Source organism: Chryseobacterium sp. SIMBA_029 (assembly GCF_046535275.1).
Lineage (GTDB): Bacteria > Bacteroidota > Bacteroidia > Flavobacteriales > Weeksellaceae > Chryseobacterium.
On the sequence record NZ_JAWRXA010000009.1, the window covers coordinates 184,948 to 211,212 of the forward strand.

At 36.2% G+C, this 26,265-nt stretch carries 27 protein-coding genes and 1 tRNA gene; 22 read left to right on the forward strand and 6 right to left on the reverse strand.

Annotation, left to right across the window (positions count from 1 at the left end):
* Window positions 1-22: 22 nt before the first annotated feature.
* The 5 genes from SB679_RS17275 to mce all read right to left on the reverse strand — a co-directional run bounded on the left by SB679_RS17275 (window position 23) and on the right by mce (window position 3,160).
* Window positions 23-1,339 (reverse strand): DUF3987 domain-containing protein, encoded by a 1,317-nt coding sequence (locus tag SB679_RS17275; protein WP_410703525.1) that lies wholly within the window; start codon window positions 1,337-1,339, stop codon window positions 23-25.
* Window positions 1,320-1,607 (reverse strand): helix-turn-helix domain-containing protein, encoded by a 288-nt coding sequence (locus SB679_RS17280; RefSeq protein ID WP_410703526.1) that lies wholly within the window; start codon window positions 1,605-1,607, stop codon window positions 1,320-1,322. The genes SB679_RS17275 and SB679_RS17280 overlap by 20 nt, the downstream gene beginning before the upstream one ends.
* Window positions 1,608-1,743: 136 nt before the next feature.
* On the reverse strand, window positions 1,744-2,538 hold the full coding sequence (locus SB679_RS17285; RefSeq protein WP_410703527.1) for a hypothetical protein: 795 nt from the start codon (window positions 2,536-2,538) through the stop codon (window positions 1,744-1,746).
* Window positions 2,539-2,625: 87 nt separating this feature from the next.
* Window positions 2,626-2,699 (reverse strand) — tRNA-Ile (locus SB679_RS17290).
* Between the two features lie 62 nt (window positions 2,700-2,761).
* A complete protein-coding gene (gene mce / locus SB679_RS17295; RefSeq protein WP_410703528.1) occupies window positions 2,762-3,160 on the reverse strand; it encodes a methylmalonyl-CoA epimerase in 399 nt (132 codons plus the stop codon).
* A 92-nt stretch (window positions 3,161-3,252) separates the two neighbouring features.
* Here mce and rbfA point away from each other — a divergent pair, with 92 nt between their 5' ends.
* The 7 genes from rbfA (at window position 3,253) to SB679_RS17330 (ending at window position 11,067) form a co-directional block, all read left to right on the forward strand.
* The gene (gene rbfA, locus SB679_RS17300) at window positions 3,253-3,612 is read left to right on the forward strand and encodes a 30S ribosome-binding factor RbfA (RefSeq protein ID WP_034712338.1); all 360 of its coding nucleotides are present in this window, start codon (window positions 3,253-3,255) and stop codon (window positions 3,610-3,612) included.
* 4 nt (window positions 3,613-3,616) lie between these two features.
* Window positions 3,617-4,822, forward strand: coding sequence for an ABC transporter permease (locus SB679_RS17305; protein ID WP_410703529.1), 1,206 nt, complete (start codon window positions 3,617-3,619; stop codon window positions 4,820-4,822).
* A 48-nt stretch (window positions 4,823-4,870) separates the two neighbouring features.
* A complete protein-coding gene (locus SB679_RS17310; protein ID WP_410703530.1) occupies window positions 4,871-6,655 on the forward strand; it encodes an endonuclease in 1,785 nt (594 codons plus the stop codon).
* A 62-nt stretch (window positions 6,656-6,717) separates the two neighbouring features.
* Window positions 6,718-7,455 carry a shikimate dehydrogenase family protein gene (locus SB679_RS17315; protein WP_410703531.1) on the forward strand — a complete coding sequence of 246 codons (738 nt, stop codon included), beginning with the start codon at window positions 6,718-6,720 and terminating at the stop codon, window positions 7,453-7,455.
* A gap of 63 nt (window positions 7,456-7,518) precedes the next feature.
* Window positions 7,519-9,327, forward strand: a complete 1,809-nt coding sequence (locus SB679_RS17320; protein ID WP_410703532.1) for a DUF349 domain-containing protein — start codon at window positions 7,519-7,521, stop codon at window positions 9,325-9,327.
* Window positions 9,328-9,392: 65 nt separating this feature from the next.
* Window positions 9,393-10,436 (forward strand): bifunctional diaminohydroxyphosphoribosylaminopyrimidine deaminase/5-amino-6-(5-phosphoribosylamino)uracil reductase RibD, encoded by a 1,044-nt coding sequence (ribD, locus tag SB679_RS17325; protein ID WP_410703533.1) that lies wholly within the window; start codon window positions 9,393-9,395, stop codon window positions 10,434-10,436.
* Between the two features lie 25 nt (window positions 10,437-10,461).
* Window positions 10,462-11,067 carry an IMPACT family protein gene (locus SB679_RS17330; RefSeq protein WP_410703534.1) on the forward strand — a complete coding sequence of 202 codons (606 nt, stop codon included), beginning with the start codon at window positions 10,462-10,464 and terminating at the stop codon, window positions 11,065-11,067.
* Here SB679_RS17330 and SB679_RS17335 read toward each other — a convergent pair.
* Window positions 11,064-11,771: a zinc metallopeptidase gene (locus SB679_RS17335; RefSeq protein WP_410703603.1), complete on the reverse strand. Its 708-nt coding sequence runs from the start codon at window positions 11,769-11,771 to the stop codon at window positions 11,064-11,066. The genes SB679_RS17330 and SB679_RS17335 overlap by 4 nt on opposite strands.
* A 108-nt stretch (window positions 11,772-11,879) precedes the next feature.
* On the opposite strand from SB679_RS17335, the gene SB679_RS17340 reads away from it, so the two are divergent.
* From SB679_RS17340 to SB679_RS17410, 15 genes are all read left to right on the forward strand, one after another.
* The gene (locus tag SB679_RS17340) at window positions 11,880-13,013 is read left to right on the forward strand and encodes a GTP cyclohydrolase (protein ID WP_410703535.1); all 1,134 of its coding nucleotides are present in this window, start codon (window positions 11,880-11,882) and stop codon (window positions 13,011-13,013) included.
* Window positions 13,014-13,397: 384 nt separating this feature from the next.
* Entirely contained in the window at window positions 13,398-13,769 is a 372-nt protein-coding gene (locus SB679_RS17345; protein WP_034712358.1) for an NADH-quinone oxidoreductase subunit A, read from the forward strand.
* Window positions 13,770-13,863: 94 nt separating this feature from the next.
* Window positions 13,864-14,424 (forward strand): NADH-quinone oxidoreductase subunit B, encoded by a 561-nt coding sequence (locus SB679_RS17350; protein ID WP_047397471.1) that lies wholly within the window; start codon window positions 13,864-13,866, stop codon window positions 14,422-14,424.
* Window positions 14,425-14,431: 7 nt separating this feature from the next.
* The gene (locus SB679_RS17355; protein WP_034712363.1) at window positions 14,432-14,926 is read left to right on the forward strand and encodes an NADH-quinone oxidoreductase subunit C; all 495 of its coding nucleotides are present in this window, start codon (window positions 14,432-14,434) and stop codon (window positions 14,924-14,926) included.
* 75 nt (window positions 14,927-15,001) lie between these two features.
* The gene (gene nuoD, locus SB679_RS17360) at window positions 15,002-16,225 is read left to right on the forward strand and encodes an NADH dehydrogenase (quinone) subunit D (protein ID WP_410703536.1); all 1,224 of its coding nucleotides are present in this window, start codon (window positions 15,002-15,004) and stop codon (window positions 16,223-16,225) included.
* A 104-nt stretch (window positions 16,226-16,329) separates the two neighbouring features.
* Window positions 16,330-16,839 carry a complex I 24 kDa subunit family protein gene (gene nuoE / locus SB679_RS17365; RefSeq protein WP_034712368.1) on the forward strand — a complete coding sequence of 170 codons (510 nt, stop codon included), beginning with the start codon at window positions 16,330-16,332 and terminating at the stop codon, window positions 16,837-16,839.
* A gap of 78 nt (window positions 16,840-16,917) precedes the next feature.
* Entirely contained in the window at window positions 16,918-18,276 is a 1,359-nt protein-coding gene (nuoF, locus tag SB679_RS17370; RefSeq protein WP_410703537.1) for an NADH-quinone oxidoreductase subunit NuoF, read from the forward strand.
* 199 nt (window positions 18,277-18,475) lie between these two features.
* Complete coding sequence (locus tag SB679_RS17375; RefSeq protein WP_410703604.1) at window positions 18,476-19,204, forward strand: hypothetical protein; 729 nt, start codon at window positions 18,476-18,478, stop codon at window positions 19,202-19,204.
* 38 nt (window positions 19,205-19,242) lie between these two features.
* Window positions 19,243-20,241 (forward strand): 2Fe-2S iron-sulfur cluster-binding protein, encoded by a 999-nt coding sequence (locus tag SB679_RS17380; protein WP_410703538.1) that lies wholly within the window; start codon window positions 19,243-19,245, stop codon window positions 20,239-20,241.
* Window positions 20,242-20,327: 86 nt separating this feature from the next.
* The gene (nuoH, locus tag SB679_RS17385; protein WP_317742135.1) at window positions 20,328-21,389 is read left to right on the forward strand and encodes an NADH-quinone oxidoreductase subunit NuoH; all 1,062 of its coding nucleotides are present in this window, start codon (window positions 20,328-20,330) and stop codon (window positions 21,387-21,389) included.
* A gap of 62 nt (window positions 21,390-21,451) precedes the next feature.
* The gene (locus SB679_RS17390; RefSeq protein ID WP_410703539.1) at window positions 21,452-22,009 is read left to right on the forward strand and encodes a NuoI/complex I 23 kDa subunit family protein; all 558 of its coding nucleotides are present in this window, start codon (window positions 21,452-21,454) and stop codon (window positions 22,007-22,009) included.
* Complete coding sequence (locus SB679_RS17395; protein ID WP_034712384.1) at window positions 22,009-22,506, forward strand: NADH-quinone oxidoreductase subunit J; 498 nt, start codon at window positions 22,009-22,011, stop codon at window positions 22,504-22,506. The genes SB679_RS17390 and SB679_RS17395 overlap by 1 nt, the downstream gene beginning before the upstream one ends.
* Before the next feature lie 4 nt (window positions 22,507-22,510).
* A complete protein-coding gene (gene nuoK, locus SB679_RS17400) occupies window positions 22,511-22,834 on the forward strand; it encodes an NADH-quinone oxidoreductase subunit NuoK (protein WP_034712387.1) in 324 nt (107 codons plus the stop codon).
* A 3-nt stretch (window positions 22,835-22,837) separates the two neighbouring features.
* Complete coding sequence (nuoL, locus tag SB679_RS17405) at window positions 22,838-24,751, forward strand: NADH-quinone oxidoreductase subunit L (protein ID WP_410703540.1); 1,914 nt, start codon at window positions 22,838-22,840, stop codon at window positions 24,749-24,751.
* Window positions 24,752-24,753: 2 nt separating this feature from the next.
* Window positions 24,754-26,247: a complex I subunit 4 family protein gene (locus tag SB679_RS17410; protein ID WP_410703541.1), complete on the forward strand. Its 1,494-nt coding sequence runs from the start codon at window positions 24,754-24,756 to the stop codon at window positions 26,245-26,247.
* Window positions 26,248-26,265 lie beyond the last annotated feature (18 nt).

The window sequence follows — 26,265 nt, forward strand, 5'->3', positions numbered from 1 at the left end:
AGAAACTGCAATAATTGCAGGTTTACACCATCTTTCTATCTCTGCGATATTCACCATGTTTGACCGGAATAATTATTTTCTTTTTTTTCCATTGGCTTAATTTATCATCAACTGTTCTTTTTGGAATACCTAAAGTTTCACCTTTTTGTATTGCTTCTGCTCTTGAAAAAGTTGATGGCAAAGAAAATAAAAACTGCTCATCATTTTCTGATAAAAAGGAATCATCAAATGAATTAAAAGTCACTAAGGAATGTTTCAATAATTTCTTAGTTATTCTTAAAGCCAGTACAAAATCAATATTTTTACAGATTAATTTTTGATCTTCCATAATATTGTTTACACTTCTTAACGCAGATAAAATCATTGCAATTCTAAAACATATTATTCCATGCCTGCGCAGATTAGATAAAAATGAATGAGAATGTTCATTGATAATTTTTTCATGTAAAATCTCAAATTCTTTTATAAAAGTTTTATTTTGCAAGTGTGTAAAAGAAAATTCAATTTCAGAATTTAATTCTTTTAACTTTCCATAATAATCGTAAATTTTTAAGCCCTCTTTTTCAAAGATGGAATTAATGTCAGCTATCTTCTTTGAAAATAGATCGGTTTTAAATTCAGAAACCTCATCAAAAGAATAAACAATAAATCTGGAAAACAATCCATTTTCTTTAGACTTTATTAAACTTTTCAGCTGCTGAGGTGTCCCACTTAAAAGCAGCGATAATTTAGGTTCTTTAATATCTACAAAAATATTTTCTAATTTTCTGCTAATTGATAGTGGTTCATGATGAAAAGCTTTACGTAGCACATCAGAATAATTGCTCCAATCATTGTTCAGCATAATACTCATAGTATCAGCTTCAGATTCTATCATTATTAAACCATTTTCAGATCTTGACAAATACGAATACATTTCTGCAGTTGAAATATTAGCTGGTAGAATCTTGATTTCGGGAGATGGACAATTCTCAAAGTCTCTATCTTTTCCTTTTTTCTTTTCATCTTTACATTGGTGCTGCTTCTGTCTACTTAATTCTAACAATCTAATGTGAATCTTATTAACTAAAATTCTTGATTTATTCATTACTCCCTTACCTGATGCAGCTGGTGCAATAATCATTGAGTAAAGATTCGGATAAACTTTATCACTATCGTATTGTCCAAAAATATTAGGTAAACAAACACTTAACGCTGTTAAAGATGATGTCAATACAATATCTCTTTCTCTCTCTTCAAAATTATCTGTTAGATTTTTTAAGACAGAAGGCAATAATTGATATACTTTGTCATCAATCATTTCATTTACTATCCCGTTATTATATTTTACTTCTTCCATTTTTTATTGATTTTTCTAAGATTTCATTTTCTACTTCCACTACACTTTTGCTTTTATTTTGAATCATCCAATTGTCTAACTCAGCTTTCTCGAAATATAACTTTCCGCCATTAGGTTTGGAAAATGAAATTTTCAATTCAGATGTTAATTTATACAGTGAACTTTCTGATAAATCAAGATATTGGATAGCTTCCTTGAAGCTTAAAATATCCTTTCCAACAAATGTTGGTAACATAGGATATCCTTCTTTTAATTTCTGTTTTAACATAATAATTGCTTTATGAAGTCTTGACGTCATTCAATTTAGACTTCTATTTTCGAGACAAAGGTCTATTATGCAAAAACTAAAAATAGTTGCAGAAAAAAATGAAATTTGAATAATTTCTGTTGTTATTGAAATTCAACTATTTGGTGAAGATACTTTTAGGTCTATCAATGTAAAGTCTCATAAGATTAACATCTATTGAATTAATTTCTTCCTCAATAGAGTCTATCTGAATTTCTGTAATAGTAGAATTATATGGAATTTGGCAGACATGAAGAAAACAGCCTATGAATTGAAGAATATAATAATCAGAAAATTGCGGCTTTTCAGTTTTGAAAAATTTAAATAGTTCTTGAACTAATCTTATTCTTATAAACTCATCACCTTTACCCTTTTTTATTTGAATGGTATCTTCTAAGATTTGTTTTTTTCTGCTATGAAAATTTTCGACATTAATGTCCAGATGTTTTGTAATACCATTCATTATATCTGTAAGAACTGTCTGATTTTTAAATGGAGAAATCGGAAAGTTTTTTTTATTAAAATTAAATGAAATTGAATTGAGTTCATTACTGCTATTAAAAAAGTATTCTTCTATAATATTTAGCAAGTTTCTGTATTCATTATCTTCTTTTTTAAAATCATCTAAAATAATATCATTAAAGGAATCTTGGAATAGTATAAATGCATTCTGTAAATTAACACCGATATTTAATAAAAGTGTCTCAAACCTTGATATATCAAATTTAGAAATAAGAGATTTCAATAAGATTAAAGTTCTACTTGAGATGGACACTTGTGCTATATTTGAGGTTTTCAAAAAATCCCATGTTTCATTAAAATCTTTTGAATCTAATTCAACAGATATTAAATTACTTGATTCATTTAAATATGAACCATCGCTAAATATTTTGAAAACATAACTTACTGACATAATTCAAAAATAATAAAATGTTGCAGTATTGTTGCAGGTAAAAATAAAAAAAGCACCTACAAATCTGTAAGTGCTTGATTTTAAAAGTGGTCCCACCTGGGCTCGAACCAGGGACCACCTGATTATGAGTCAGGTGCTCTAACCAACTGAGCTATAGGACCTCAAAACTTGGTTAAATTTTGTGTTTGCAAAAATAGTAAAATTTCTTTCACTACAAAACTTTTTATTGCTTTTCTTGACAAAGTTCTACCAGTACCCCATTAGTAGATTTAGGGTGAAGGAATACAACTAATTTGTTATCAGCACCTTCTTTCGGTTCTTCAGAAATAAACTGAAACCCTTCTTTTTTTAATCTTTCCACCTCCGCAAGGATATTCTCAACACCAAAAGCCAGATGATGGATGCCTTCGCCCTTTTTTCCTATAAATTTTGAGATCGGACTTTCAGGATTGCTCGCTTCCAGCAGTTCAATCTTACTCTCACCTGTTTCATAAAAAGAGGTCACTACTCCTTCTCTTTCCACAGTTTCTTTCTTGTAAGATTCCTTTCCTAAAAGTTTAGTGAAAAGTTCATCAGAAATTCCTAAAGATTGTACGGCAATACCGATATGTTCTAGCTTCATAAATAATAATACATATAATTAATCGTAAATTTGATACCGGAGCCACATTTCAAAGTATCAATTCAAACAAAAGTACTAAATTTGCAGAAATTATGGAAAGTAACAGACAAAGAAAAGTAGCACAGATTATTCAGGAAGACTTCGCAGAGCTTTTCCGAAAACAAGCTTCAGAAAGCAAGCAGAGTATTTTAGTATCCGTTTCGGATGTAAAAGTAACTCCGGATTTAGGAATTGCTAAAATTTATTTAAGCATCTTCCCTCAGGAATTCCGTTCCGCAGTCATGAAGGAAATTGAAGAAAACAAAGCACAATACAGAAATTTCATCGGTCAGAAAATGGGGAAACAAGTTCGTATCATCCCTCAAATTAATTTCTACTTAGATACCGCTCTGGATGATGTGGAGAAATTAGAAAAAGAATTAAGAGGCGAAGGCGACAATCCGGTTTTATAAGATCTTGAAGAATATTGCATTTTACATAGCATCCCGATACCTTTTAGCAAAAAAAGGCAGTACTGCTGTCACGTTCATTACATGGCTGGCAGTAGGAGCCATGACGGTAGCTGTAGCGGCAATGTTCGTCATCATTTCAGTTTTTTCAGGACTTGAAAACCTGAATAAAGATCTGATCTCCAATCTTCATGCAGACCTTACCCTTAAGAATGCGACTGGGAAAACAATCAAAGATCTCAGCAAAGTTACTGAGGTCTTAAAAGCTAATAAAGAAATCATCAGCTTTTCCAGGGTTATTGAAGAAAAAGTATACATCAATTTTAATGGAAAGGGAGATATCGCTTATCTAAGAGGCGTTGATTCTGCATATACCAAGGTAAATCCCATCAACAAGGATGTATTTTTTGGAGTCTATCCAAGCTTTAAATACTCCAATGAAGTATTAATGGAAAATAATCTGGACAACAGGTTGTCTATTCCCATTGATTCATCCAACCATTACGCCACTATTTTCATGCCCAAGCCCGGCACGGGAATCATCAATAAAGAAGAGGACATTTACAATAAAAGAGATATTCTCGTAACTGGAGTTTTTCCTGGCAAAGATCAATTGGACAATTATATTATTTCTCCTATTGAACTGGCTGAAGAACTTCTTAGCCTTCCCAAAAAATCAGCTTATCAGATTGTTATTAAATTAAAAAATCCAGAAAATGCTGATATGGTCAAGCAAAACCTTCTTTCTTCTCTTGGAAAAACAATTCAGATTAAAACGAAGGAAGAAGAAAATGCAGCCTTCTGGAAGATGATCAACACCGAGAAAATGTTCATCTACCTGATTTTTGCACTGGTGATCTTCATTACGACTTTTAACCTTGCAGGAGCTATCATTATTTTACAGCTCGACAAAAAAGAACAGGCAAAATCTTTGATTTCTCTGGGACTTCCTTTAAGTCATCTAAGGAAAATATATTTTTACACCGGTATCCTGATCGTTATTTCAGGAGTGATTACAGGATTAATTCTGGGAACGGCACTCTGCTACTTCCAGCTATACACAGAATTCTTCAGAGCCAATGATGTACTGCCTTTCCCTGTGAAAATAGTAGGTCAGAATTACCTGATCGTAGCCTGTACAGCATCATTGTTTGGGGTCGCCATTTCATGGTTCTTTTCTAAAATAAGCAAAGACTATATTACCAAAAATTAATACACTTCATTTTCATTTTTTTGTACCTTTACGGCCCAATTTATGGAAATGAAACGAATTTTATCCTTTATTTTGCTGAATATTGCATTTTTTAATGCATCAGCACAGGCTCCGGCCAATTACTACAGTACCGCAGCTGGTTTAACGGGTCCTGACCTTAAAACCGAGCTAAGTGCAATTATCACCAACGGGCATCAGGCTAAAACCTATGACCAACTTTGGACTGGATATGCAACAACGGACAGGGATTATGACTATGAAAATGATGGGACGATCTTAGATATTTATTCTGAGAAGCCTAACGGTCCAGATCCTTATAACTTCACCCTTGGCACCAACCAGTGTGGTCAATATTCAGGTGAAGGAGGCTGCTACAACAGAGAACATATCGTTCCGCAAAGTCTTTTCAATGAAGCTTTACCTATGAAATCCGACATCAACTTTATCCGTGCTACAGACGGAAAAGTAAATGGAATGAGATCTAATTATCCATTTGGAAAGGTATCAGTACCCACTTTCACCTCTTTAAACAGTTCTAAATTAGGACCTTCTGCATCACCCGGATATTCAGGAATTGTATTTGAACCCAACGATGGTTTCAAAGGAGATGTTGCCAGAATGATTTTCTATTTTGTAACGAGATATCAATCTAACCTTTCAGGATTTAGCTCAGGAAACATGCTTGGCTCAACTGCTTTTCCGGGGCTTCAACCTTGGGAACTGAACCAGTTGCTGGAATGGAATACTTTAGATCCTGTTTCTCCTGCTGAAATTCGCAGAAATAATGCTTCTTTTGCTTACCAGGGAAACAGAAACCCATTTATTGATAATCCTTCGTATGCTAACCTGATTTGGGGAGCACCGGTTATTGATAATGAAGCACCAACCGCAGCGACCAATTTAGTAGCCAATAACCCAACTTCAAACTCTATTGCTTTAAGCTGGACTGCAGCTACAGACAATATTGGAGTAGCAGCATATGATATATATGCAAATGGTACTCTAAAAGCTACCGTTACCGGAACAACAGCTATTGTTACAGGATTATCTTCATCTACTACCTATAATTTCTATATTATTGCTAAAGATGCATTTGGAAATGCATCCCCGCAAAGTAATATTGCATCGGAAACTACTTTAGCAGGACAGTCAGGTGGAAATACAAGCTGTGGAACAGAGAATTTCTCTAACATCCCTACTTCTACAAATCCAGCCTATGATACAAGAATATGGACAAATAACAATATAACTTGGACGGCAACTGATGCAAGAATCGACCAGACGATCACAGGTAAAGCAATTACCATAAGAAATGGCACCTTAACAAGTTCAACTATTTCCGGTGGAATTCAGAGCTTAACTTTAACCACTCAGTTAAAATTCTCAGGAGATCCTGGGACTATTAATGTTCTTATCAATAATGTTAATGTAGGAACAATTCCTTACAGCGCTGCAATAACTACAACGACAATCAACAATATTAATGTAAGTGGAGATTTTGTCTTGAAATTAACCAATTCATCTACCACAGATAGACCTGCTTTGGATGACCTTAGTTGGACATGTTTCTCTTCATTAGGAACTTCAGAAATCAATAAAAATAAATCTGCTTTTGCCATCTACCCTAACCCGGTAAAAAACAATGAACTTTTTGTAAAGGGTGAAAACCTAAGCAAAATTTCAAAAGCAGAAATTTATGATTTCTCAGGAAAATTAATCGACGTGATTGTGAATCCTTTCAAAACTTCTAACAAGATCAATCTTAAAGGACTTACTAAAGGAAACTACATCCTTAAAACAGACAGTTTCTCTACAAAATTCATTGTAGAATAATTGTTAAAAAATATTTATAAAGAAAGACCGATTTGTTCGGTCTTTTTTTTATTTTTGATAGTATGGATTCCAATAAAAAATTAGGCTTGATAGGAAAGAATATTTCCTATTCTTTTTCTAAGAAGTTCTTCGAAGACAAGTTTCAAAAGTTAATGCTGAAAGGCTTTTCATATGATATTTTTGATCTCAGTGAGATTCATGAAGTTGAACAGCTGTTTTCCAATCCGGACCTTTTAGGCTTCAACGTTACCATTCCGTTTAAAGAAAAAATCATTGATTATCTGGATGAATTAAGTGACGAAGCTAAAAAAATAGGTGCCGTAAACTGTGTACTCATCCAAAACGGTAAAAAAACAGGATATAATACAGACGCTTTCGGATTTGAAAAAACCTTGCTGCTCCACAAAAAAAATCATCAGGATACAGCTTTAATTCTAGGCAGTGGTGGCGCCGCAAAAGCAGTACAATACGTTCTGGATAAAAATGGAATTTCTTCCAAAATCGTTTCAAGAAATTCTGAAATCAATTTCGAAAACCTGGATAAAGAAACCGTACAAAATCACAAAATCATCGTCCAGTGTACACCAGTAGGAACTTTCCCCAATATAGAGGATTGTCTGAATTTTCCTTTTAATGGACTTACGCCGGAACACCTGATTATCGATTTGATATACAACCCTAACTATACACAGTTCATTATTAATGCTTCTGAAAAAGGAGCAAAAACAGTAAACGGCTATTACATGCTGGAACAGCAAGCAGAAAAAGCTTGGGAAATTTGGAACTTTCAAAAAAAATAACATAAATTAGTACTTTAATTGCCTTTTAAGCTATATTAACGCCACTCACATAAAAGACTTGCTATGACTACAGAAAACAATCTTTCTGAAAACGAAGAAATGAAAAATTCTAACGAAGTATCTCAAGAAGAAACATCAGAAAACACTACTGTTCATGATGTAACAACACACGACAATGAAGCAGAACACCTTGAAGAAGAGCATGTAGAAGCAGATATCACTTTAGCCGATGCTTTGAAAGAAATGGAAAAAATTATCAACACGGATAATGCCGGTGAAAATTTCAAAACATTCAATCAACTCAAAGAAAAAGCAAGTCATTACATTCATGATGAAGTGGAAGATAAAAAACATGAGTACGCCGAAGCAGGCAATGCTCCTGAAAACTTTAGCTACGAACATCCTGCACAAACAAGATTCTCTGCTTTAGTCAATATCTTCAGAGAAAAACATGATACCTACCAAAAAGGTCAGGAAGAAGAGCAAAAGAAAAACCTGGATCACAGACAGGGAATCATCGAAAGGCTTAAAAATCTATACACCAATTCTGAACCGGGCATCAATCTTTTTAAATCGATCCGTGAGATCAAAGAAGACTGGTCCAATGCAGGACAGGTTGCTAAATCTGAATTTAAAATCCTTAACAATAATTATTTCCACCATTTGAATCAGTTTTATCAAATGCTGGACTTAAATAAAGAATTTCTGGAGCAGGAATACAGCCATAACCTTGAAAAAAGACAACACATCATTGCCCGTGCACAGGAACTTCAAAATGAACCTGTGATTCAAAAGGCATTGAATGAACTGCAATATCTTCACAAACTTTGGAAAGAAGAAGCAGAACCTGTAGCAGAAGAATTCCGTGAAAAAACATGGGAAGAATTCAAAGAAATCTCCAATAAAATTCACGAAAGAAAATCTGAACTTTCTGCAGCTATAGAAACAGAACAAAATGACAGTCTTGAAAAGAAAAATCAGATTATTGCAGAAATAAAGAAACTTTCTGAACCTTCCGAAACACCTAACCATAATTATTGGCAAAACTCGATAAAAAGAGTGGAAGATCTGCGTTCTGAATTCTTAAAGACCGGAAGCGTTCCAAGAAAACTATCCAACCAAAACTGGAATGATTTCAAAACAACACTCAGAGCTTTCAATACTACAAAAAATAATTACTATAAATCTTTAAAAGGTTCTCAGCAGGCTAATTTGGAAGAGAAATTAAAACTTATCCAGACTGCGAAAGACAATATGAACAATGAAGAGTGGGAAATTACCGTTCCGTTGTTCAAAAAACTACAGGAAGACTGGAAAAAGGTTGGACACGTTCCAAAAAGCATGACCAATAAGATCTGGGATGAATTCCGTGATGCATGTAACACTTTTTTCAACAATTACAGAGAGAAAAGCAATACTTCCACCGATAACTGGAAAGAAAACTACAAGCAGAAAAAAGACTTGCTTGATGAACTGAAGACAGTAACCAATGAAGAAGGAAGTATTGAAAAAATTGAAGCTGTAAAAACAGCATGGAACAACATTGGAAAAGTTCCAAGAGATAAAATATCGATCAATACAGAATTCAACAGAACCCTAAGAGAAAAGTTGAAATTGAATAAGATCAATGAACTTGAACTTAAAGAAGAAGGCTTATCTGAAAATCAACTTACAGACAAGGCAAGAAAAATCAAGAGCCAGATTTCTGACCTGGAAGCTGAGATCACAAAATTGGAAACCAATCTTGCGTTCTTTAAAAATCCATCGAAAGATAATCCTCTGTTAAGAGATACGTTCAATACTATTGATGAGAAAAGATCTCATCTTGACACGTTAAGACAAAATCTTCACAGCATCATCGCTGGAGAATAAATTTTATTACAATATTAAAAAAAGGCGAAGCAAAGAAATTTGTCTTCGCCTTTTTCATGACCATTATGCAGGACGAATTATACATAAAAAGATGCATCGAGCTGGCTCAAAAAGCTTTGGGAAAAACCTATCCAAATCCTTTGGTTGGAAGCGTTATTGTGCATAACGGAAAAATAATAGGAGAAGGCTATCATCATAAAGCAGGAGAAAATCATGCTGAAATCAACGCCATTAATTCCGTTAAAAATAAAGAACTGATCCCGGAATCTACCATCTATGTTTCACTGGAACCTTGTGCCCACTATGGGAAAACCCCACCTTGCGCATTAAAAATCAAAGAGCTGGGATTCAAAAAAGTAGTGATTGGCGCCATGGATTCTCATGACAAAGTCAATGGAAAAGGGAAAAAAATTATTCAGGATGCCGGAATTGAAGTTGTTTCGGGAGTATTGGAAAAAGAATGTATTGAACTGAATAAACGGTTTTTCACCTATCACGAAAAGAAAAGGCCGTACATCATTCTGAAATGGGCAGAATCAGGCGACGGGTTTTTAGATAAAGACTATAAACCCTACTCTATTTCAAACCCGCTGGTCAATCAATGGGTACATCAGTTAAGAGCTGATGAACATGCTATTTTGGTGGGAACACAAACCGCTTTAAATGATAATCCCAGTTTGACCGTTAGAAACGCTGAAGGAACAAACCCCGTAAGAGTTCTTATTGATTTTGATCTAAAAGTTCCAAACAATTCTAAGATCTATAATGATGAAGCACCAACTTTAGTGATCAACAATATGAAAGAAGGATCGGAAAACAACATTAAGTTTATCAAAGTAGAAAAAGAAAATTTTCTGAAGGATTTAATGAATGTTTTATATAAAGAGCAAATACAGTCTATCATTATAGAAGGCGGAAGTTTCACGTTGCAACAGTTTATCAACGCTAATCTTTGGGATGAAGCATTTGTTATTAAAAATGAAGGTCTGCAGCTGGAAAACGGAACAAAAGCTCCTGTATTCAAAAATGATGCAGAGGATCGAAAAACCTTCCTTGATAATACCGTATTCAAATATATAAATTTCCACCAAACCGGTATATCGTATTAATTAAATGGTTATAAAGAAGGCTACAATGACGTTCGAATACAAAACTATAGAGAAACCCATACAAGATATCTTATTAAAGGAAAAAGGAAGCAAATTCATTGGATTCGCTTATCCAGTCAATAATGAAAGGGAGCTAAAAGACGCATTGGAAAAAGTAAGAACAGAACATCCTAAAGCAACCCATCATTGTTACGCATTCAGAATGGGCCTTCAGGGCGAAAATTATCGCGCCAATGATGATGGGGAGCCTTCCGGAAGTGCCGGACTTCCTATTTACAACCAATTATTAGCTCATGAAATTACCAATGTGCTGGTGATTGTTGTTCGATATTATGGGGGAACCAAACTAGGCGTATCCGGATTAGTTAAAGCTTATAAAGAATCTTCAAAAATAACATTAGAAGAAGCGAATATCATTACTAAAGAATTGGAAACTGAAATAGAGATCCGGTTTAATTTCAATCAGCAAAATACCATTTTTACCCTACTTTCAAAATTTGATGCTAAAGTACTCAATTTTGATGCTGATGAAAACTGTATTCTTACCGCTTCTTTAAAAATAGCCCAAAAAGAAAACATCTCGGAAAAACTCTCCGAGATGCAATATATTTCTTTTACGTTTACTGATTAATTTCTTCGGCTTCCCAATAAAAGTGAAGCCCAGTACAATAGTTGAGCCAGTGAACCAATGGCTGCAACCACATAAGTTCTGGCCGCCCATTTCAGACTATCCTTTACACCTACAAATTCTTCTGCAGTTACAGTACCGGTATCTTTAAGCCATTTCATTGCCCTGTTACTCGCATCATATTCTACAGGAAGCGTGATGAATGCAAAAAGTGTAGTCGCTGCAAACATAATAACTCCGATCGCCAGGACCAAAGTATTTCCTCTTGGATTTTGTTCTGATGCCGTTGCCGCCATAATACCGATTCCGGCAATAATAACAAACTGCATAAGATTGGAGCTTATCTGAACAACAGGCACCAATTTAGACCGCAATTGAAGCATCGAATATCCTACCGCATGCTGTACTGCGTGTCCACATTCATGAGCAGCCACTGCCGCTGCCGCTGCATTTCTCTGCATATAAACTCCTTCGGAAAGATTGACCGTTTTATCGGCTGGGTTATAATGATCCGTTAACTGACCGGGTACAGAAATTACCTGTACATCATTAATCCCGTTATCTCTAAGCATTTTTTCAGCAACTTCTTTACCGGAAAGTCCGTTTCTTAGATGGACATTGGAGTAGTATTCAAATTTCGATTTTAGCTTGGAAGATATGTACCAGCTAACGAGCATCGAAATAATTATGATAATATAATAACCCATTATTTCTTCTATATTTTGTGTTGAATTTTTAAGCATATTGATGTAAAAACTGTGCCAAAGTATTGCATAATATTATTTATATTTGTCCTTTAATTACGTCATAAAACCATGTCTAAAGTTTCCATTGTTGAAGTAAAAACGGCCGATCAGTTAAAGAAATTTGTAAAATTTCCTATGGATCTGTATAAAAACAACCCTTATTATGTTCCTTCTTTTATTAAAGATGAATTTAAAATTTGGGATCCAAAAGAAAATCCGGCCCTGAATTATTCGGAAGCGAAACAATATCTCGCCTTCAAAGACAATAAGATAGCTGGACGGATCGCCGTGATGATCAACCATAAAGAAGAAAAGGAACTAGGCATAGCAAAAGTTCGTTTTGGATGGATCGATTTTATTGATGACCAGGAAGTTTCGGCTGCCTTAATTCAAAAAGCAATTGATTATGCCAAAGAACATCAAATAGATAAAATAGAAGGGCCAATGGGCTTCACCAATCTTGATAAAGCAGGAATGCTGACCATGGGGTTTGATAAACTAGCCACCATGATTGGAATTTACAACCATGAATACTACCCTAAACACCTTGAAAATCTAGGTCTGACCAAAGAAAAAGAGTGGGTAGAATTTGAAATGAATTTTCCAAAAGTATTGCCTGAAAAAGTAGAGAAATTCAGTGGATTAATCGCTCAGAAATACAAACTTAAAGTTCTGCATTTCAAATCAAAAGAGGAAATTTTACCTTACGTGGAACCCATGTTTAAGTTGTTGGATGAAACGTATAAACACCTTTCAACATATACTCCAATTTCTGATGAGCAAATCCAGACATACAGAGAAAAGTACTTCCCGTTTATTGATAAAAACTACGTGATTTGTGTGGTAGATGAAAATCAGGAACTGGTTTCTTTTGCCATCACAATGCCTTCTTATTCAAGAGCTTTACAGAAATCAAAGGGCAAATTATTCCCATTCGGATGGTGGCACTTTTTGCAGGCAAGTAAGAAAAATGACCGTGCTAATTTCTATCTTATCGGAATTCATCCTGAATATCAGCGACGTGGCGTAACTGCCATTATCTTCAAAGAAATTTTCGTGCGTTTTACAAGCATGGGAATTGATTTTGCAGAAACCAATCCTGAGTTGGAGGAAAATAAAAGCGTTCAGGTACTCTGGCAGGATTACAACCCGGTTAATCATAAAAGAAGAAGAACCTATTCAATGATGATTAATGATAAATAATGAATTTCTTTCACTGAAAGTTCATAAACTGCCTTACTAAAAATGGACTCCGCGCCATATAACTCTACATTTAGACCACATTTTTTATGAAGCCGCATCTTATTGTTTTTGCTATTTTAATCGCAGGATTTATCACTTATAATCTGTTTTTTCAGATACAGGATGACCGGACCAATACGGTCGTTAATATCATCTATGCCAGTATCCTTTTCGGCTACATTTCATTTATGGCCTTCTCTCTCCTCAAAAAAATGCGAAAATAAGCGTTATTTTTATTGATTCTAAATTATTGGTTTTCCCTAATTTCATCAGACTTTTAACCTGATTAATTTCATGCTTTATTCTTTATTCGCTAAATTTGCAAATTGAGATAATAATGCAAAAATGAATTTACCTGAAAGTTATATTCCAATCCTTATCCAAGCCGGTGTTGCGGTTGCTTTCGTAGCGGTTTCATTACTTGGAGCACATTTTCTAGGTCCACAACAGAAAAAAGGAAATTCTGTAAAAAACCAGAGCTGGGAATGTGGAATTCCTGTAGAAGGAAATGCGAGAACACCGTTTTCTATTAAGTACTTCCTGACTGCGGTATTGTTTGTACTTTTCGATATTGAAATCGTATTTTTTTATCCTTATGCTGTAAACTTCAGAGAATTCGGATTTGAAGGATTCCTTGCAGTGCTTACGTTCGTAGCCATTTTCTTCGTAGCATTTTTCTACGTTTGGAAACGCGGTGCGCTAGATTGGGATAAATAAAAACAAATTGTGAATTATAAATTTTGAATTTTGGATCATTACGACCAAAAGTTTTAACCTGAAATTCATAATTCAAAATCTAAAATTAAAAAAAATGTCAGATAACAAACCAGTAATAAGAACAGATGCACCTGCTCCTGAAGGATTTGAAGGAGAAGGATTTTTCGCAACGAAATTGAGCAGTGTAATCGGGATGGCTAGAAAATTTTCTCTTTGGCCGTTACCATTTGCAACCTCTTGTTGTGGTATCGAGTTTATGGCTACCCTGAACCCCACGTATGATGCTTCAAGATTTGGTATGGAAAGAAACTCTTTCTCACCAAGACAGGCAGATATGCTGATGGTTTGCGGAACGATATCTAAAAAATTAGGACCTGTCCTAAAAGAAGTGTATACCCAGATGGCTGAGCCAAAATGGGTAGTTGCTGTTGGAGCTTGTGCTTCCAGCGGTGGTATTTTTGACACCTACTCTGTATTACAGGGAATTGATAAAATCATCCCGGTTGACGTATATGTTCCAGGATGCCCGCCAAGACCAGAACAAATCATCGAAGGTGTAATGCAGGTTCAGGCTTTGGCAGAAAGCGAAAGCATCAGAAGAAGAGATATGCCTGAATACCAGAAATTATTAGATTCTTACAACATAAGCAACTAAAAGGAAGATGACAAACGAATTTGTATTAGAGGCGATAACAAGAGAGTTTCCGGAATCTGTAATTTCAAGCTCAGAACCTTACGGAATGCTGACTGTTGAAATTAAGAAAGAAGATATTAAAAAGGTAATTCATTATCTTAAAGATTCATCATTAGAAATTAATTTTCTTACTGACATCTGCGGAATCCATTACCCTGAGTTTCCGGAAAAAGAAATAGGCGTTGTCTATCATCTGCATAATATGATGACTAATTTCAGAATCCGTCTGAAAATCTTTATGTCCAGAGAAAATATTGAAGTAGATTCTCTTACCGAATTATATGCAGGAGCCAACTGGATGGAAAGAGAAACTTTTGATTTCTATGGAATTAAATTTAAAGGTCATCCGGATCTTAGAGCTATCCTGAATATGGAAGATCTTGGATACCACCCAATGTTGAAAGAATATCGTCTTGAAGATGGTACAAGAACAGATAAGAACGATAGCATGTTCGGAAGATAAAAATAATGCAATACGCTACAAGCAATAAGCAGTAAGCTTAAAGCCTAAAGCCTAGAGCCTAAAGCATTTGAAATTATGAAAGACAACTCATTATCAAATATACTTAACCAATACGAGAGTAAGGAACAGATTGACGGTCAGTTATACACCCTCAATTTAGGACCTACCCACCCTGCTACTCACGGGATTTTCCAAAACGTCTTAACGATGGATGGAGAAAGAATCCTTCACGCTGAGCAAACGGTAGGATATATCCACAGAGCATTTGAGAAAATTTCTGAAAGAAGAAATTACGCTCAGATCACTACCCTTACAGACCGTATGAATTACTGTTCTGCGCCAATCAACAACTTAGGCTGGCACATGACGGTAGAGAAACTGTTAGGAATTGAAGTTCCTAAACGTGTAGACTATATGCGTGTGATTCTTATGGAGCTTGCAAGAATTGGAGATCACTTGATCTGCAACGGAGTAACAGGAATGGATGCCGGAGCTATTACAGGGCTTACCTATATGTTTATCGAAAGAGAACGTATTTACGATATTTATGAGCAGATCTGCGGTGCAAGGATGACTACCAATATGGGAAGAATCGGAGGTTTTGAAAGAGATTTCACTCCGAAATGTCATGAATTGATTCAGGACTTCTTAAAAACGTTCCCAGCAAGATTTGCAGAATTTGGTCAATTGTTAGAAAGAAACCGAATTTTCATGGACAGAACCATCGGTGCGGGAGCAATCTCTGCCGAAAGAGCTTTAAGCTATGGTTTTACTGGTCCTAACTTACGTGCAGCTGGAGTAGATTATGATGTAAGAGTGGCACAACCTTATTCTTCTTATGAAGATTTCGACTTTATCATTCCTGTAGGAACTGCTGGAGATACATACGACCGTTTTATGGTTCGTCAGCAGGAAATCTGGGAATCTCTAAAAATCATCAAACAAGCTTACGAGAACCTTCCTGAAGGGCCTTTCCATGCTGATGTTCCTGACTTCTATCTTCCTGAAAAGGCTGATGTCTACAACAAAATGGAAGCGTTGATCTACCATTTCAAAATTGTAATGGGAGAAACAGAAGTGCCTAAAGGAGAAGTGTACCATGCGGTAGAAGGTGGAAACGGAGAATTAGGATTCTATTTAGTGAGTGATGGAGGGAGAACCCCATACAGACTTCACTTCAGAAGACCTTGTTTCATCTACTATCAGGCATATCCTGAAATGATTACAGGTTCTGTAATTTCAGATGCTATCGTTACAATGTGTAGTATGAATATTATTGCGGGAGAATTAGACGCATAAAATTGTAAAGAGTATCATTGTAAAATGTATTCATGATTTTACAGTGGAAAAAATAAAAAAAGTCATTAGTACATTGTACACCGTACAATAATACATTAAAAAAAATGAGCGAAACAATAGCTTTTAAACCGGAAAGTTTACAACAGGTACATAAAATTATCGCAAGATATCCTGAAGGTAGACAAAAATCTGCTCTTCTTCCTGTCCTTCACCTGGCACAGAAAGAATTCGGAGGATGGTTAGACGTTCCTGTGATGGATTATGTTGCTGAATTATTAAGTATTAAGCCAATTGAAGTATATGAAGTAGCTACTTTTTATACCATGTTCAATATGAAACCGGTTGGTAAATATGTTTTGGAAGTTTGCAGAACGGGACCTTGTATGGTTTGCGGAAGCGAAAAAATCCTAGACCACATCAGAACCAAACTGAACATTAAGGACGGAGAAACGACCGAAGATGGTATGTTTACCTTAAAACCTGCTGAATGTCTTGGTGCATGCGGATATGCGCCGATGTTACAGTTAGGAAAATTCTTTCACGAAAATTTAACTATAGAAAAAGTAGACGAAATCCTTGAGCTTTGCAGACAGGGACAGGTTGCTTTAGACTAAAATAAATTTTAACAAACTTAAAATAGCCCGAAGCGAAAGGCCATAAACCCAAAGCAGACTGCTAAAAGCATAATAAAAATGAGTAAAAAACTTTTACTTAAGGACGCACATATAGAAGGTATTCGCTACTTCGAGACCTACCGTAAACAGGGAGGATACGGAGCAGCTGAAAAAGCCTTAAAAATGACACCCGATGAAATTCTTGAAGAAGTAAAAGCTTCAGGACTTCGTGGACGTGGTGGAGCAGGATTCCCTACCGGAATGAAATGGAGCTTTCTGGCAAAACCGGAAGGCGTTCCAAGACACTTGGTAGTGAATGCCGATGAATCTGAACCGGGAACTTTCAAAGACAGATATCTGATGGAATTTCTTCCTCATTTATTGATCGAAGGAATGCTTATTTCATCTTTCACTTTAGGTTCCAATGTTTCATACATCTATATCCGTGGAGAATATTCATGGATTCCGGATATTTTGGAAGAAGCTATTGAAGAGGCTAAAGCTGCAGGATTTTTAGGTAAAAACATCTTAGGAACAGGTTACGATTTGGAAATCTATGTTCAGAGAGGTGGTGGAGCTTATATCTGCGGTGAAGAAACAGCATTGCTTGAATCTCTTGAAGGTAAAAGAGGAAATCCAAGGTTAAAACCACCATTCCCGGCTGTAAAAGGACTTTGGGAAAGGCCAACCGTGGTAAATAACGTGGAATCTATTGCTGCTATCGTTCCTATCATTGATATTACAGGAGCTGAATATGCAAAAATCGGAGTAGGAAGATCTACAGGAACAAAATTGATTTCTGCGTGCGGAAATATCAACAAACCTGGGGTATATGAAATTGATATGACCATTACAGTTGAAGAATTCATCTATTCTGATGAATACTGCGGTGGTATTCCTAACGGAAAGAAGCTTAAGGCTTGTATTCCCGGAGGAAGCTCAGTTCCAATTGTTCCTGCCAACTTATTATTAAAAACGGTAAATGGAGAACCAAGATACATGAATTATGAATCCTTAGCTGACGGTGGTTTTGCCACGGGAACAATGATGGGTTCAGGAGGTTTCATAGTATTGGATGAAGACCAGTGTATCGTAGAACATACTATGACTTTGGCGAGATTTTATCATCACGAAAGTTGTGGACAGTGTACGCCTTGCCGTGAAGGAACGGGATGGATGCATAAGATCTTAAAAAAGATAGAAAAAGGAGAAGGAAAAATGGAAGACATCGATTTACTTTGGGATATCCAGAGAAAAATTGAAGGAAACACCATCTGTCCATTAGGAGATGCAGCGGCGTGGCCGGTTGCAGCAGCAATTCGTCACTTTAGAGACGAATTTGAATGGCATGTGAAAAATCCTGAATTATCCCAGACCCAAAATTATGGACTGGCTAATTATGCAGATCCAATTCCTGCTGTTGAAAAAAATGCTTAGAATGAAAAAGTTATTGGTAGTTGGCTTAATGATGTCGAATTTTGCATTTGCACAGGTAGCTAAAAATAAAAATGATACTTTATCTTATAAAGAGTCTGCTGGTTATATACCTCTTAAATTTAAGGAGGTTAAAGTAGAAACCACATCTTATAAAGCTGAAAAAAAGGAAAAACCTTTACCATTAAGCAAAAAAGGTCAGATGTTCGTTTTCTTTGGTTGGAACAGAGGGGCTTTCAGTAGATCTGATATTCATTTTACCGGAAACGGATATGATTTTCAATTGAATAATGTACAGGCAAGAGATAAACCTACTAAGTTCGGTATCGTTTATTTTGATCCAAGCTGGTTTACCGTAACGCAGTATAATTTCAGGGTTGGATATTTTATAAAAGATAATTTAGCCCTTGTATTGGGGATAGATCATATGAAATATGTGATGAAACAAAACCAGACGGTTGATTTTTCAGGGACAATTTCAGATCCTAAATATGCAGGAATGGTACATAACGGCCAGGTAGATTTAGCCGACACCCAATTCCTTACCTTTGAACATACCGATGGACTTAATTATGAAAATTTAGGTCTTGAGAAATATAAAAATCTTATTCACAAAAAAAATATAGATTTAGTATGGTCTTATGGAGCCGGTATCGGAGTAATGTTTCCGAAAAGTAATATTAAACTTTTTGGAAATGAAAGAAGCGACCGTTTTCATGTTGCCGGTATGGGAACCGATATCAGATCCAGTCTTAACTTAGTGTTCTGGAAAAACTGGATGCTGAGAGTAGAAGGAAAAGCCGGGTATATTAATATGTGGGATATTAAAACTACATTAAATAATAAACCAGACAAAGCTCGTCAGGATTTTGTTTTCGGGCAGGTTCTTGGAGGAATCGGGTATACATTTAATACAAAGAAGTATAATTAAAATATAGCTTAAAAGCTTTTAAGCGAAAAGCATAGAATATGAGCGAAGAGGTTAAAAAATTCAAAATAACTATAGACGGACAGACTACTGAAGTTTTGCCAGGTACTTCTATTTTGGAAGCTGCAAGACAGATCGGTGGAAAATCTGTACCTCCTGCAATGTGCTACTATAGCAAATTGGAAACCAGTGGAGGGAGATGTAGAACTTGTTTGGTGGAAGTTTCCAAAGGATCTGAAGCAGATCCCCGCCCTATGCCTAAATTGGTCGCAAGCTGCAGAACCAATGTGATGGACGGTATGGAAGTAAAAAACCTTTCTTCAGACAAAGCTCAGGAAGGTAGAAAGGCGGTTACCGAATTTTTATTGGTAAACCACCCGCTGGATTGCCCTGTTTGTGACCAGGCCGGAGAATGTAGTCTTCAGGATCTTGGCTATGAGCATGGTGTTGAGAATACCAGAACGGAATTTGAAAGAAATACATACGAAGCAGACGATCTTGGACCTAATATCAAGCTTAACATGAACCGTTGTATTCTGTGTGCAAGATGCGTATTGACTGCGAATCAGCTTACAGAAACCAGAGAACACGGAATTCTGTTCAGAGGAGACCACGCCGAAATTTCTACGTATTTGAATAAAGCACTAGATAACGATTTCATTGGAAACATTATCGATGTATGTCCTGTAGGAGCTTTAACAGACAGAACTTCTCGTTTTGCAAGCAGAGTTTGGTTTACAAAACCGATGAATGCTACGTGCAAATGTGATAAATGTTCAGGAAAAGCATTGGTATGGATGAAAGGTGATGAAATTCTTAGAGTTACTGCAAGAAAAGACCAGTGGGGAGAGGTGGAAGAATTCATCTGCGATACATGTCGTTTTGAAAGAAAAGAATTGAAAGACTGGAATATTGAAGGTCCTAGACATATCGACAGACATTCTGTCATTTCATTGAATCACTACGAAAAACCTCAGGACGAGCTAAGAGTTTTAGACAATCCTATGGCTAAGGAGATCAGCGAAAAAGACGAAAAATAATTTTAAATAAAAAGACATCAGATTTCAGATTCCAGACTTCAGACCATCTGATATCTAGTATCTGACCTCTAAATATCTAAATAAAAATGGATTTACTGACATTTAAATTAATACTTGTATTAGCACTTTTCCTGCTTTCGCTGACGATAGCAGCCTACTCTACCTGGGCAGAAAGAAAAGTTGCCTCTATTATGCAGGACAGAATCGGTCCCAACAGAGCCGGACCTTTCGGATTACTGCAGCCTCTTGCAGACGGTGGAAAATTTTTCTTTAAAGAAGACTTTACACCGGCCAATGCAGAAAAATTCCTTTTCGTATTAGGACCTGCTTTGGTAATGTTTATTTCACTGATTACAGGCGCTGTTATTCCGTGGGGTAAAAGTTTAAGTATCGGTGGTATTTCTTATGATCTTCAGGTAGCTAATATTGATGTTGGAGTACTTTTCATTATCGGAATGGCTTCCATTGGAGTATACGGTATTATGATCGGAGGTTGGGCATCCAACAACAAATATTCATTATTAGGAGCTATCCGTGCCTCTTCACAGATGATTTCTTACGAATTGGCGATGGGATTGGCATTGCTGTCTATCATCATGATGACAGGAAGCTTAGACTTAAAAGTAATTACAGAAAGCCAGACTACAGGGAAACTTTGGGGTCTTATTCATATTGACGGCATGAACTGGAATATTTTCTACCAGCCTATCGCCTTCTTAGTGTTCTTTGTAGCTGCTTTGGCAGAAACCAACAGACATCCTTTCGATTTACCTGAGTGTGAATCTGAATTGGTAACAGGATATTCCACGGAATATTCTTCTATGAAATTAGGATTGTATATGTTTGGTGAATACGTGAACATGTTTATCTCTAACGCTTTCATGGTCGTTCTTTTCTTCGGGGGTTACAACTATCCTGGAATTGAATGGGTAACTCAGCACTGGGGAGAGAATACAGCAGGGATATTAAGTGTGGTTGCATTTTTAGCTAAAACCGTGATCGGAATCCTGATCTTTATGTGGATCAGATGGACACTTCCTAGATTTAGATATGACCAATTGATGCATTTAGGATGGAAAACTTTAATTCCTATGGCATTGGTGAACCTGATTATTACAGGTGCTGTAATTTTAGCATTTGCGAACTAAAAGAGTGATAAGAATATATTTTTAATGCTGAACAAAAATTCAGCCTAAAAAAATTACAATAAATGAAACTTACGAACAGATCAAAAGTTGTTTCTAATAAAGAAATGACCCTTGCTGAGAAAATCTATTTACCTGCGATTTTCAAAGGTATGGGGATTACATTCAAGCATGCTGTGAGAACCGTAGTAAAAGGGGCTCCTGCAGTATATTCCTATCCGGAGGTACAAAAGCCAAGAGCAAAAGTATGGAGAGGCCATCATGTTCTTAAAAGAGATGAAGAAGGAAGAGAGCGATGTACTGCCTGCGGACTTTGTGCTGTTGCATGCCCTGCAGAAGCCATTACAATGACTGCTGCTGAAAGAACTAAAGAAGAAAAAGACCTGTACAGAGAAGAGAAATATGCATCAGTATACGAAATCAATATGCTGAGATGTATCTTCTGTGGAATGTGCGAAGAAGCTTGTCCTAAATCTGCCATCTATCTTACAGACCGTTTGGTAGACGTAGAAACAAACCGAGGTTCTTTTATCTACGGAAAAGATAAGTTGGTTGAAAAAATAAATGATAGGATTGACATCACAGCAAGACAATCCGAGAAACAAAAAAATGCGGTAAAATAATGGATCAGTTTTTATTTTTCTTGGTGGCGTTTTTAGCAGTGGCAAGTGCCGTGTATTTTGTGTTTGCACGAAATCCTTTGTATGCTATTTTGTCATTAATTGTTACGATGTTTTCAATTGCCGGAATGTACATTCTTCTGAATGCGCAGTTCCTTGCAATTATTCAGATTATAGTATACGCAGGAGCAATCATGGTATTATTCCTTTATATTCTAATGATGCTTAACCTTAATAAAGCAGACGAAAGTAAGAAGAACAATACTTTAAAATTTGTTGGAGTTTTTACAGCCGGGCTTGTATTGATAGGTATTTTAGGAGTATTCAGAGGAGTAAGAGAAAAACATATTGTTTTGGAGAACGTAGACAGAGGCGTTGGTCTTACTAAAAATCTGGGTAGACTTTTGTTTAATGAATATGTTTTACCGTTTGAACTTGCTTCCATCCTTATTTTGGCAGGTATTGTAGGTGCGGTATTAATCGGTAAAAAAGATTTATAAGATTATGGGAGATACATTTATACAAAGCATCCCTTTAGATTATTTCATAATTCTTTCTTCAGTACTATTCTGTTTGGGAGTTTTAGGAGTACTATTGAGAAAAAATGCTATTGTTATTTTAGGCTGTGTAGAGCTTATGCTTAATTCTGCAAACCTTCTTTTGGCTGCTTTTTCAGCATACAAAGGAAATGGAGACGGACAGCTTTTAGTTTTCTTCATTATGGTGGTTGCTGCCGCAGAAGTTGCGGTAGGTCTGGCAATTATTGCTATGCTGTATAGAAATACCCGTTCTGTAGATGTAAGTATATTTAATAAATTAAGAGGATAAGGAATGGAAAATTTAGTGTATGCAATAATACTTTTACCACTTTTAGGCTTTCTTATTAACGGTTTATTCGGGAAAAACCTTCCAAAAATGTTGGTGGGCGGACTGGCAACTGCAATGGTTTTCGGATCTTTCTGTATTGCGGTAGGCATTTTCATGAACTTCAATTCTGAAAGCCAGCCGATAATCGTAAAAGCTTTTGAATGGTTTAGAGTAAACGGGGTTCAGATTAATTTCGGATTCCAGATCGATCAGCTTTCATTAATGATGATCATGATTATTACAGGAATCGGATCTTTGATTCACCTGTACTCTATCGGATATATGAGCCATGATAAAGGTTTTTATAAGTTCTTTACTTATTTAAATCTGTTTATCTTCTCTATGCTTCTTTTGGTAATGGGAAGCAACTACCTGATCCTGTTTATCGGATGGGAAGGGGTTGGACTTTGTTCCTATTTACTGATCGGATTCTGGTATACTAATGAAGAATATGGGAAAGCAGCAAGAAAAGCTTTCATCATGAACAGAATTGGTGACCTTGCTCTTTTGATCGGTATCTTTATGATCGCATCTCAGACGAATGCTATAGATTATCTTTCAGTGGCTGAAAATGCTTCAAAATTTGAATTAGACGGAACCGTAATTATCTTTATTACAGGGAGTTTATTTATCGGGGCTACCGGTAAATCTGCACAGGTTCCTTTATATACATGGCTTCCGGATGCAATGGCCGGCCCAACTCCTGTTTCTGCATTGATTCACGCGGCAACGATGGTTACGGCGGGGATCTATTTAGTGGTAAGATCTAACTTCTTATTTACATTAGCCCCAACAGTACAGGACGGAATCTTATTAATAGGATTCTTAACAGCAGCCTTAGCAGGTTTCTATGCATTACGTCAGAACGACATCAAAAAAGTATTGGCTTATTCTACAGTTTCACAGCTTGGATTTATGTTCATAGCTTTAGGATTGGGAGCTTATTCCACTGCTATGTTCCATGTGATGACGCATGCTTTCTTTAAAGCCTTACTATTCCTGGGAGCAGGTTCTGTAATTCACGCAGTAAGCGGAGAGCAGGATATGCGTTTCATGGGTGGTCTAAAAAAATATATTCCATTAACCCATGCTACTTTCCTTATCGGAACGCTGGCGATCTCAGGATTCCCTTTTCTATCAGGGATGATCTCTAAAGACGAAATTTTAGTTGCAGCTTTTGCTAAAAACCCTATTTACTGGGTAATGCTATTCATCTTAGCAGCAATTACGGCAACGTATATGTTCAGACTGTATTATTTAACATTCCATGGTGAATTTAGAGGTACGGAAGAACAAAAACATCACTTACATGAAAGTCCTGCAAATATGACCTTACCATTGATTGTATTGGCTGTATTTTCTGTAATCGGAGGTTTCATTAACCTTCCGCACTTTATCGGGCACGGACACTACGCTAAACTTATGGAATGGCTGAAACCGGTTCTTACCGAAGAGAGTTTCAAACAAATGGAAGCAACGCTTTCAGGAGTTGACTTTACGACTGAAATGATCCTGTTAGGATTAACAGTACTAATGTTCTTCTCTGTATGGTTCATCGTTAAAAACACGTATGTGAATAAGAAAAAGATGGCTGTTGCAGAAGAAAATTACACTGGATGGGAAAAGCTTTCTGCTAAAAAACTATATGTTGACGAACTTTACAATGCATTAATTGTAAAAACTGTTGAAGGATTAGGACGTGGAGGAAAAATGTTTGATAAAGGGGTGTTAGACCGTTTTGTAGATTTCGTGGGTGAAGGCGCTGAAGACAGCGGTAAATCTATGAAACGTATCCAGAACGGAAATGTTGAGACATACATACTTATCATGTCTTTAGCTGTGGGAATTATACTGATTGTTAACTTTATATTACAATAATAATGTCGTGTTTATTATTAACATTATTGCTTTTACCTCTAGTAGGGTCGGGACTAGTCTTTGCCTGGAAAAATAAATCCAGCAAATATTTGGCACTAGGAATTGCATTGGTTCAAATGCTTATTACCTTCTATATCGCTTCGGATTTTAATTTTAATCCAACGGTAGACAGCGTATTACAGCACGAGATCAATTATCCGTGGTCACAATTCATTAAAAGTTCTCTTCATTTCGGGATTGACGGAATGAGTTTACTTCTTTTATTGTTGACCAATATCTTAACGCCAATTATCATTTTATCATCTTTCAATGAAAATGTAAGTTACAGAAACTCTTTCTATGGTCTTATTCTGCTGATGCAGTTTGGACTTGTAGGAGTGTTCACGTCTTTAGACGGACTGTTATTCTACATCTTCTGGGAAGTAACCTTGATTCCAATCTGGTTCATTGCCGGACTTTGGGGACAGGAAAATAAAAGATTTGAATTTACAACTAAATTCTTCGTTTATACATTCGTTGGATCACTGTTCATGCTGGCAGGATTAATCTATGTTTACAACCACTCGGCTTCATTTGCATTAACTGATCTTTATAATGCTCAGTTGAATGAAACGCAGCAGACCGTTGTATTCTGGTTTATCTTCTTTGCATTCGCTGTAAAACTTCCGGTATTCCCGTTCCATACATGGCAGCCGGATACGTATACTTACTCTCCTACTCAGGGATCAATGCTGTTATCAGGGATTATGCTGAAAATGGCGATTTACGGAGTTATGCGTTATCTGTTACCGATCACTCCCATTCCGATTGCCGGAATTTCAGGACAGATCGTTATTATTCTTGCCATTGTAGGAATTGTTCACGGAGCACTGATTGCCATTATCCAGAATGATATGAAGAGAATTATTGCCTATTCATCATTCTCACACGTTGGATTGATGGTAGCAGGTATTTTCGCTTCTGCAGTAATTACTTTAAGAGGAACCTTTACTATTGAAGGTGCTGAAGGTGCTTTAGTACAGACATTTGCTCACGGTATCAACGTAGTCGGCTTATTCTACTGCTGTGATATTTTATATAAAAGATTCAAATCAAGAGACATCAGACAGATGGGAGGATTGGCGAAAGTTGCTCCTAAGTTTGCCGTGTTGTTCCTGATCATTATATTAGGATCAATGGGCGTTCCATTAACCAACGGATTCATCGGGGAGTTTATCCTGATAAAATCTGTTTTTGATTTCAATGTATTAGCATCTGTAATTGCCGGTCTTACCGTAATTCTATGTGCTGTGTATTTATTGAGATTCTATGGAAAAGCAATGTTCGGTGAAGGAGATGAAGCGGTATTGAGTACTGCAAAAGATCTTTCAGGAGTAGAATTTTCAGTATTGGCCAGTTTAGCGGTATTTGTAATACTTTTAGGTATTTATCCTCAGCCGGTAATCGATATGGTGAGTAGTTCGTTGAAGTTTATTTACCAATCAATGGTAAATTAATTGAAAGAGTAAAAAATT